The organism is Collinsella sp. CLA-JM-H32B (assembly GCF_040098065.1).
Taxonomy (GTDB): Bacteria; Actinomycetota; Coriobacteriia; order Coriobacteriales; family Coriobacteriaceae; genus Collinsella.
On sequence record NZ_JBBNNA010000024.1, the window covers coordinates 1 to 9,154 of the forward strand.

At 47.5% G+C, this 9,154-nt stretch carries 7 protein-coding genes; all 7 read right to left on the minus strand.

Going from position 1 to position 9,154, the window contains the following annotated elements; all coding sequences use genetic code 11:
• Window positions 1-1,580 (minus strand): N-acetylmuramoyl-L-alanine amidase (locus AAA138_RS09685; RefSeq protein WP_349090648.1); only part of this gene is annotated, 1,580 nt, incomplete at its 3' end.
• Between the two features lie 47 nt (window positions 1,581-1,627).
• On the minus strand, window positions 1,628-2,764 hold the full coding sequence (gene rffA, locus AAA138_RS09690) for a dTDP-4-amino-4,6-dideoxygalactose transaminase (protein ID WP_349090649.1): 1,137 nt from the start codon (window positions 2,762-2,764) through the stop codon (window positions 1,628-1,630).
• A gap of 360 nt (window positions 2,765-3,124) precedes the next feature.
• Entirely contained in the window at window positions 3,125-3,475 is a 351-nt protein-coding gene (locus AAA138_RS09695) for a transporter (protein ID WP_349090650.1), read from the minus strand.
• 3 nt (window positions 3,476-3,478) lie between these two features.
• Complete coding sequence (locus AAA138_RS09700) at window positions 3,479-4,627, minus strand: ATP-grasp domain-containing protein (protein WP_349090651.1); 1,149 nt, start codon at window positions 4,625-4,627, stop codon at window positions 3,479-3,481.
• 2 nt (window positions 4,628-4,629) lie between these two features.
• Window positions 4,630-5,652: an NAD(P)-dependent oxidoreductase gene (locus tag AAA138_RS09705; protein ID WP_349090652.1), complete on the minus strand. Its 1,023-nt coding sequence runs from the start codon at window positions 5,650-5,652 to the stop codon at window positions 4,630-4,632.
• Window positions 5,653-5,655: 3 nt separating this feature from the next.
• The gene (locus AAA138_RS09710; protein ID WP_117583720.1) at window positions 5,656-6,585 is read right to left on the minus strand and encodes a glycosyltransferase family 2 protein; all 930 of its coding nucleotides are present in this window, start codon (window positions 6,583-6,585) and stop codon (window positions 5,656-5,658) included.
• A 98-nt stretch (window positions 6,586-6,683) separates the two neighbouring features.
• On the minus strand, window positions 6,684-9,154 hold a 2,471-nt coding region (locus AAA138_RS09715), incomplete at its 5' end, for a fibronectin type III domain-containing protein (RefSeq protein ID WP_349090653.1).

Below are 9,154 nucleotides of genomic sequence, written 5' to 3' on the forward strand. Positions count from 1 at the left end.
AGCGTGTAGGTCCTGTACGACCCGTCCGCGAGCCTCTCGGCGACGGCGTAGCGCTCGGCGCCGGCGACGGCCTTCCAGGAGACGGTGACCTCACCGTCGCCGGTCGCCTCGGCCTGAGCCTCGGGGGAAGGAACCAATTTACAAGTTAAATAATCGTCAAACGTAAAGGTATTCCAACGACCGTTGGCATAAGCCTGGACGAGGAATGTATAAGTCTTCCCATTTTCGAGCCCACCGATTTCATAGGAAGTTCCAGCGCAATCATACGTATAGGTATTAAAGCTGCCGTCGCTCTTGCACAGAGCAATCGCATACTTAGATGCATTGGGGACTGAATCCCAGCTCAACTTGATTTTACCGTCACGCATCTCGGAAACCACCGGATCAGGTTTGGCTTCTTTCGAAAGGCCGAACTGGTTAGCAATAGCCAGAGCATCTGCCTGACCCATTTTTTGAAGGTATAGCGAATTGGCCAAAAGTCCGGCATCATAACTATTGTCAATGAAACCATGTTCGACCAAAACTGCAGGAATGCCATATTGTCGGCAATTTCTTATGACGGAAAGGCTATCGGCGTTGCTTCCGTCAGGATAATAAAGCTGCGTGCCATTTAAATCGTAATAATCATTTTTTGTGCCACGGTTAACAAGACCAACAGATGCAAGCCTGTTCAAAACATCTTGACCCAGAGACTCTCCAAGTTCATTAAATGAAGAATACCAGCTAGCTTGCCTCGGAATCCAAATTTCCGCTCCGGTACCACCGCCTGAGTTGATATGAAAACTCATGAACAAAGTGGCATTATTGTCTCTTGCAATTTGGGCGCGAGCAATTAGTTCGTTTGTAGTGTTGGCAACACCAGTAACGGAAGCGTCAGAATCTCGTGTCATAATAACTCGAACGCCAGCGTACTTCTGTAGTTCGTCGCGGCAATATCGTGCAATTTGCAGCGTAAGATCTTTCTCACGAAGACCGTTGCCCACAGCGCCGGAATCCCAACCGCCATGGCCAGCGTCTAAAACAAAGACCCAATTGCGCGCCCGTACAGAATTCTCCGAAATGGCATTGACAGCGGATTCCAACGAATCAAACGAAGCACCCGCGCCGTCAGTAAACACGGACTCAGGCTGGTCATCCGAGCCGCTATCAGACCGCAGCCGATACGGTGCAGCTACTTCGCCGACGCTAAAACTCTGATCAGAAATATCCTCAGGAAAAATACTGGTTGCTCCAGAGGCGTACTCCAGTTTAAGCAAAGAATAAACGCCAGTGCAAGAGATGCTTGAAGAGAAAAGATATGTGCCGTCAACGCTGGAAGTTACATCAAATCGAACAAGTGCTTCAGACGTCGTATTTGCACAATATAGCGCCACGGGCTCATCCAGCGGCGTTCCGTCAAAACCCAACGCAACTCTTTGCGTATCTCCGAGGTCAACGTGACTCCTCTCGACATAAATAAACGAGAGGTTATTTATGTCCGAGCTATCAGCAAAAGCGTTAACAGGATGAGTAATAAACAGAAAAATAAGTGACACAGCAAAGATTGCTGTCAACAAATAGTGCTGGATACTCTTTTGCATAAACAGTCCTTAAAAGAAAAAGGCGGCCAGAAGCCGCCTTTTAATTTCTATCGAGTGGCGTAAAAAGAAAGAACAGAGTTAACAACATGATGTCTATCGGCTTCGCTTAGGCCATAGTACATTGGCAACCTGACAAGCCTATTGCTTTCAGAGGTAGTAAACCTATCTTCCCCTTCAAAGCGACCAAACATCTTGCCTGCAGGCGCATCATGCAAAGGAATGTAATGAAAAACAGCCTGGATATCGTGTTCCTTAAGGTAAGAGATAAGGTCACCGCGTTCCTTAAGATCCTTGCACTTAATATAGAACATATGTGCGTTATGCTCACAGCCCTCAGGTATATAAGGGAGCTCGATCTTACCAGCATCCGCAAGCGGCTTCAGAGACTCATTATAAAAATGCCAAGTCGAGAGTCGGTTCTCATTAATTTCATCAGCATGCTCTAACTGGGCCCAAAGATAAGCCGCGTTCATATCAGAGGGCAAGTAGCTGGATCCACGATCTACCCACGTGTATTTATCAACCTGACCCCTGAAAAAGCGCTGACGATTAGTACCCTTTTCACGAATTATCTCCGCTCGGTCGCAATAACGCGAATCATTAATCGAAAGCGCGCCACCTTCACCCATTGAATAGTTCTTAGTTTCATGGAAACTATAGCAACCAAAATGACCAATGGTTCCGAGGGCCTTGCCCTTATACGTACTCAGAACACCCTGAGCCGCATCCTCTACGACAAGCAACTTGTTGCGATCGGCGATGTCCATAATTCGATCCATGTCACACGCGACACCGGCATAATGCACGGGGACAATTACCTTGGTTTTCTCCGTTATTGCCCTTTCGATGGCATCAGGATCAATATTCATCGTTCCAGGACAGACGTCGACGAACACCAAGTTTGCGCCAACCATTTGAAACGCCGTAGCAGTGGAAGAAAAAGTGAAGCTCGGCAAAATGACCTCATCGCCAGGATGTAGATCACAAAGAATCGCAGCAAGCTCAAGTGCGCTTGTTCCACTCGTAGTTAGTAAGATTTTCTCGGAATCAAAGCGCTCCTCAAGCCACTTACTACACTTCTTGGTAAAGGGGCCATCACCGCAAATCTTATGATTTACAGCGCACGCTTCACGAACGTATTCCATTTCGGTGCCAACATACGGAGGAATATTAAAGCAAATCATATAGCAGCTCCAAATGAATAGATAGAAATTCCAAGCAGAATAAGAAGCAGTGAAGCCCATTTCCGCGGAGACATTTTCTCATGAAAAATAGTAATTCCGAATAATGTCACATATATATAGCTCGTCGCCTCTAAAAGTGGCCCCATTGAGAGAGGAATTCCTTTGTAAGCAAATATCGATAGAAATGTCGTGCAGACAAACAGAGCATATGCGCTAATTACTAGAGGATTTAGATACTCTCCCACCTTGCTGTCATAGGTCTTAAGAGCGGCCTTCTTTAACATAACTTGAGATATAGCGCTAATAAAAACACCGAGGAGCAGTAGCAATGCGTATCGAAAATCCACAGTATCACCCCTCCTAAACAGCTTCGGAATCTGAAAGGGCAAACAAAGCAACACCGATTAACACAATAATGCCTCCGGCAACTTGGAGAAAGCCAAGATGCTCCTTAAAGACAATTACACCCCACACCATGCCCCATACAACTGTAACGGCGCGATTGGCGTAGGCTGTCGTTAATGGCAGTCGTTTAATAATTTGTTGCCAACAAATAGCATAAATGCCAAGCAGCATGATAATTCCGGCATAGCAGACACAAAAACCGAAAGATAGAAAAGGATAGCCCGCCGCAAACTTACTTAAGATACCGCTACAGGAATACAGAACCAGTAGCAGGTGAAGCGCTAAGAAAACACGTCCATTTTTCAATTTCTATACACCTCGCTTCGGCAAGTACTTTTCCAAATTGTCGATCGAATCTGAAGTCAGGATATAGAAACCGTATCTGCTGCCGCTATCGACAATTTCATGCTCCATGTCATTGTCCACAGAACTTCGCTCGACCCTCACAGACCTATCGCATTCTGCTTGTCGAAGCATCGCTAAGTCTTCGCCATCAAAAATAAATCGAATCATGGCGCATTCAGGATGCTCAGAGACACTCAGATCGGGCTCATGCCCGGTGGCAACAGAAATAACTGCACCCAAGAAATCAAAGCCCGTTGAAAGCTCTACGAGATCGCTACCAATGCAGTCGCCACCCATACGGCTACCAATTTCAACAATACGAATATCCTCATTCTCATTAACCAAAATCTCCGAATGAGAAGCGCCGTATTCAACTCCTAGCGAATCCAACGCGTGAGAAACAACTTGGATAATTCTAGTACGCAAAGAATCAGAAACGGGAGCCGGCTGAAGGTGACCGGTCTCAATAAAATGCGGCGATCCAGTTGTAAACTTTCTCGTCAATGCAAGAAAATGATGTTCGCCCCTCCAGGAAATGAACTCAACGCTATATTCAATGCCAGTAAAAAACTCTTCAACGACACATGCCTTTGAAAACGAGACATCGATTGCGGAACGTACGGCATCCTCGAGCCCTTCAGAAGACTGAAGCTTGGTGATGCAACGGCTGCCAGACCTGTCAACAGGCTTAACAATTATTGGATAATTCAGGTCAAGAATATCGACATCCGACACATCAGATACCTGATAGCTCTTGGGAGAGGGGTCTCCGTTCTTGAAAAATGCCTCACGCATTAAATGTTTATTCGTTGACGCCTTAATACACTCTAGAGAATTAGCACACAGGTCAAGTTTATCAGCGACTTTAGACACAGTTATATTACCGAGGTCTGTACCGATAGAACAAATTCCGTCAACGCCGATCGATCTGCATTTCTCAGCAATTTGATCAATTTCGGTAATACTAATTGGATAGAAATAGTCAGCAGTTCGCTCGCCAATATCGCCGCATTCCCATGCGAAGACATGCGTTTCAAAGCCAAGTTGTTTGGCCTTAAGAATCAATGGATTTTGGAAATCAGACGCACCGATAATAGCGAGCTTTTTCGACATCTTTACTTCTCCCAATTGGCCGAAGAATTCTTTTCAAGATCATTCCAGCGGCCGCTTTCCATCTCAGCCTTATAATCAAGCATCATCGAATAATAGTCTCTATAAGCTGGAACAAAGCCGAAATCACGCTCAGCCTTACCCATATCGAATAAAAATGAAGGGGTGTTGTTCTTGAGCTCCGGCCTGTAAACGATTTTCGATTTAGAGCTATCGCCAAATACCTCGATGACCGCACGAGCCTGATCTTCAAGCTCCAAAGGAACCCCGCTTGTCATGTTATAAAGCCCATGCGTTGAATCGCTTTCCAAAGCCATTCGATATGCTCGAGCAACATCCTTCACATAGATAATGTCTCTTGAGATATGAGGGTCTCCCCATATCTCAAGGTTCTGTCCGGACGCGGCCTTTTCGATCCAGACTTGGATAGCAGACTTGTACGGCTTACCATCAACTAAGATTGTGCCATGAGGTCCAACGCCGTAAACAGGAGGAAAACGGAACACAGCCCCCTGAAGACCATGTTGCTGCGAATAATACTCAATCAAATCGCTGGCAGCATTCTTCGTGATGGTATAGACAGCGTGGTCGCCAGTAAAGGAGAAATTCCTGGGCTCATCCTCAGTAATGGCATAGCCCTTTCTCCATGCCCCAGAGACATCACCATAAGTAGTGGCGGAAATTATCTTCTTGATGCCATTCGTCCTGCAATACTCGAGCACGTTCACTGTGCCCATAGTATTCACCCTAACGTAATCGATGGCATTCTCTTCGTTAACCAAATCAGCAGTTGCATTGGCAGGAAGCAAACCAGCTAGAAGAATTACGCCCTCAACGTTATCAGCAGGGAGTTTAGAAAAATCTTCAGGCTTAGTAATATCAAGACTAATAAACTCGGCACCCATGTCTTCAAGGAAAGGACGAAGTCGTTCATTCCTACCGGTAGCAATAACTTGTTTGCCTGATTTGACAAGCTCGTCAACGGTATACATACCGATAAAACTAGTTGCTCCAATAACAATTACCATAGCTTACTCATCCTTTCCATTGCACTCTTTTTCAATCACATACAGAGGTCTATTTTTAACCTCAGTAAAAATATTGCCGACGTACAGTCCAACGATTCCAATTGCAGACAAAATGAGCCCACCCATAAAAAAGATGGAACAAAGAAGGCTAGTCCATCCAACTTGAATTCCCGGAACACAGATTTTCTGGACTATCGCTGCAATTAGAACGAGCAAGGCAACGAAGGACATTGCAAAGCCAACGTTAACCGCAAATTTCAAAGGCTTATTAGACTGGGCGGTAATAAGCTCAAACGCCATATTAAGCTTTTTCCTAAAACTATAGGAAGACTCACCTGCAAAGCGTTCATCGCCAACTATCTCTATCGCAGTTTGCCTAAACCCAAGCCACTTAATAAACATAGTGTATCCACGGTTATGTTCACGCATTGAACAATACTGAGAAATTACCGCGCGACGAGCAATACTGAAGTTGCAAAGTGAAGGATCATAACTGCCGTCAGTAAAATACTCATACACTTTATAAAAAGCTCGAGACAACGCCATGGTCAAAGCGCTATCTTTTCGCTCAACCCTTTTTGCAAAAACGACATCGAAGCCCTCCAGAGCTTTATTATAAAGTTGGGGAATGGCCTCCGGCCTATCCTGGAGGTCGCAATCCATTACGACAACCCAATCACCATGGCAACAATCAAGGCCTGCAGTGATTGCACGTATTTGGCCAAAATTACGAGCAAGCTTGATTCCATACACACGTTCATCAGCGTCGCATATCGACTGCACAACAGACCACGAATCATATGGATCGTGGTCGTCCACAAGAACGAGCTCGAAAGACGCCTCCATCTTTTCAAAAACATCGACGATTCGCTTATGCAGTTCGGGCAGCGCCTCTTTACAACCATAAACTGGAATTACAACAGAGAAATCCATAACTAGCCTTAGATTGAGTTTAATAACTTACTCATGATGCATTCGATTAAGCGAGCCGTCAAATCATAGCGAAGGCAATCATCAAACGAACGCCGGGCCTATTTGATGAGCACACACTGCTGACGAACCTCGCTTTTATTAGCGTTATTAAAACAAGGGCCAATCAGGTTGCCAGGCAAAATTTGGTGCCACATCTTATTGTCATGGGAGTTATCTCCCCAGAAAAATCCAATATGGCAGTCGATAGAACCATCTGTTTTAAAGAAAATTACATCGCCCTTCTTAGCCAAACCGCTATTCAACATATCGGCAACTGTATTGAAGTGATAAACCTTACAGCCAGAGTCAATTGCATAACCATACCAGCGCCACGCATTGATATAGCCGCCGCCGCCGGGCCCCGCACCCCACGGAGTGTGGTTGTTATTGGCTGCGACTGCATCAACGTTTACGCCAAGTGATCTAAATACATGAGCAACAAAACCAGTGCAGTTCATACCGGTGTAGCCCCCAGGCCCTGGAGCGCCGTTAGGATACAAGCATGTCTGATAAGAAAAGCCACTTGAATATCGAGTACCAAGATAATAGCCATTATATTGATGGCTCGTCAGCCAATTAACAACGGTTAGGCGCGGAATACCAAATACAGTGTCATTCGTACCCGTCGGCTTTACACTAACCAGATCGTCTTCATCAAAAGGCGACCATACGCCATCGAGATAAGCCTGAACGACAAACTGATAGGTCTGTCCACCGTTTAGTCCTTCAACTCTATACGAATTGCCAGTACAGTTGTATGTATATGTTTGATAGCCACTATTCGTCTTTACCGCAATAGCATAACGCGTGGCGCCCGACACCTTGCTCCAAGATAAATTTGCGCAAAGATCCCCAGCTTTGCCAGTTACACGAGGAATAATTACACCATGTGGAACTGCGTCCACGAACAGAGCATCACCACAAGCGGACCAGGCTCCATCTACGTAAGATTGCACAAGAAACTTGTGAACATGCCCATTAGTAAGGTCGGAAACTGTATAGCTAGTCCCCAAGCAATTAGTCGTGAACGTTACATATGAGCCATTCTTATACTCTGCAATCGCGTATCGCGTTGCATTGGGAACAAAGTCCCAAGTAAGCTGTATTTTTCCATCGCCAGGACAAGTGGCCTTAACATTTTGAGGAGAACGAACGTCCTCAAGAACGGCTTCACATAAATATGCGTCCGAGGAAGAGCTCCACTTTCCATTTACAAATGCTTGAACAAGAAAACGGTAAGTCTTGCCAGGATTCAGACCGGAAACCTGATATGAGGACTCTTTGACATCAAGGGAATACGTCTTGTAGCTATTTCCAGTCTTAAGAGCAACCGCATACCTCTCTGCTCCAGGAATCTGATTCCACGAAAGAACGCAGGAGGTCGCCGTGGCTTTCTCTAGATGAGGCTTCGGAGCATTAGGATCTTCAGGAATGGCGGTAACAAGATCTCTACTCCCAAATGGAGACCAGCGACCATCAATATTGGCCTGAACAATAAATGAATATCTCTGGCCATTGGTAAGACCGTCCACGGTGAACTCGGTATTACGACAGTCGTAGATGACGGTCTTGTATCCGTTTTTAGTTTTATACGCAATTGCATAGCGCGATGCACCGGCAACTGGGCCCCATTTAAGTCTCACCGACCCATCGCCAACACCGGGAATACTAACCTTGGGTGAAATAAGAGAATAAGGCATACAGGTGATGTAGTCAGTATCCTCAAGAGCTGATAGACGATTATAAATCTTCGCCCTTACATAGAACGAATATTCTTCACCGTTTTTCAATCCCTTAATTTCAATGCTAGTTTGATTAGATTTCAATCTATATGACTTACCGTTCGAACACGAAACAACATACTGATTCGCTCCGGGCACGCGGCCCCACGACAGCTCGACGCTGCCGTCGCCGGCGGTCGCCGCGGGCGCGGGCTTCACGGTGCCCTCGGGCCTGCAGCGCACGAGGCTGGCGGGGCCGAAGGAGGACCAGCGGCCGTTCACGTAGGCCTGCACGAGGAAGTCGTGGTCGTATCCGTTGGGCAGGTCGGTGGCGGCGTAGGACGTCCCGGTGAGGGACTTGGTGAAGGTGGCGTAGGTGCCGTTGGAGAAGGCCTCCGCAACGGCGTAGCGCTCGGCGCCCTCGACGGGCTCCCAGGTCAGGGTGACCTCGCCGTCGCCGGTCGCCTCCGCCCTGGGGGCGGGCGCCGACGGGTCGGAGGGGGCCGCGGAGACCAGATCGGAGTCGGAGAAGGAGGTCCACCTGCCGTAGACGCAGGCCTGCACCAGGAACCGGTAGCTCTTCCCGTTGGACAGCCCGGAGGCCTTGAAGGACTCACCGGAGCAGGAAGTCGTCAGGGTACGGTAGCCGGACCCGTTCCGGTAGGCCACGGCGTACCTCGTGGCTCCGGGCACGCGGCCCCACGACAGCTCGACGCTGCCGTCGCCGGCGGTCGCCGCGGGCGCGGGCTTCACGGTGCCCTCGGGCCTGCAGCGCACGAGGCTGGCGGGGCCGAAGGAGGACCAGCGGC

Coding starts and splice junctions, on each gene's coding strand:
- rffA (WP_349090649.1), bottom strand. CDS start 2,764: ATGATTTGCTTTAATATTCCTCCGTATGTTGGCACCGAAATGGAATAC.
- AAA138_RS09700 (WP_349090651.1), bottom strand. CDS start 4,627: ATGTCGAAAAAGCTCGCTATTATCGGTGCGTCTGATTTCCAAAATCCA.
- AAA138_RS09705 (WP_349090652.1), bottom strand. CDS start 5,652: ATGGTAATTGTTATTGGAGCAACTAGTTTTATCGGTATGTATACCGTT.
- AAA138_RS09710 (WP_117583720.1), bottom strand. CDS start 6,585: ATGGATTTCTCTGTTGTAATTCCAGTTTATGGTTGTAAAGAGGCGCTG.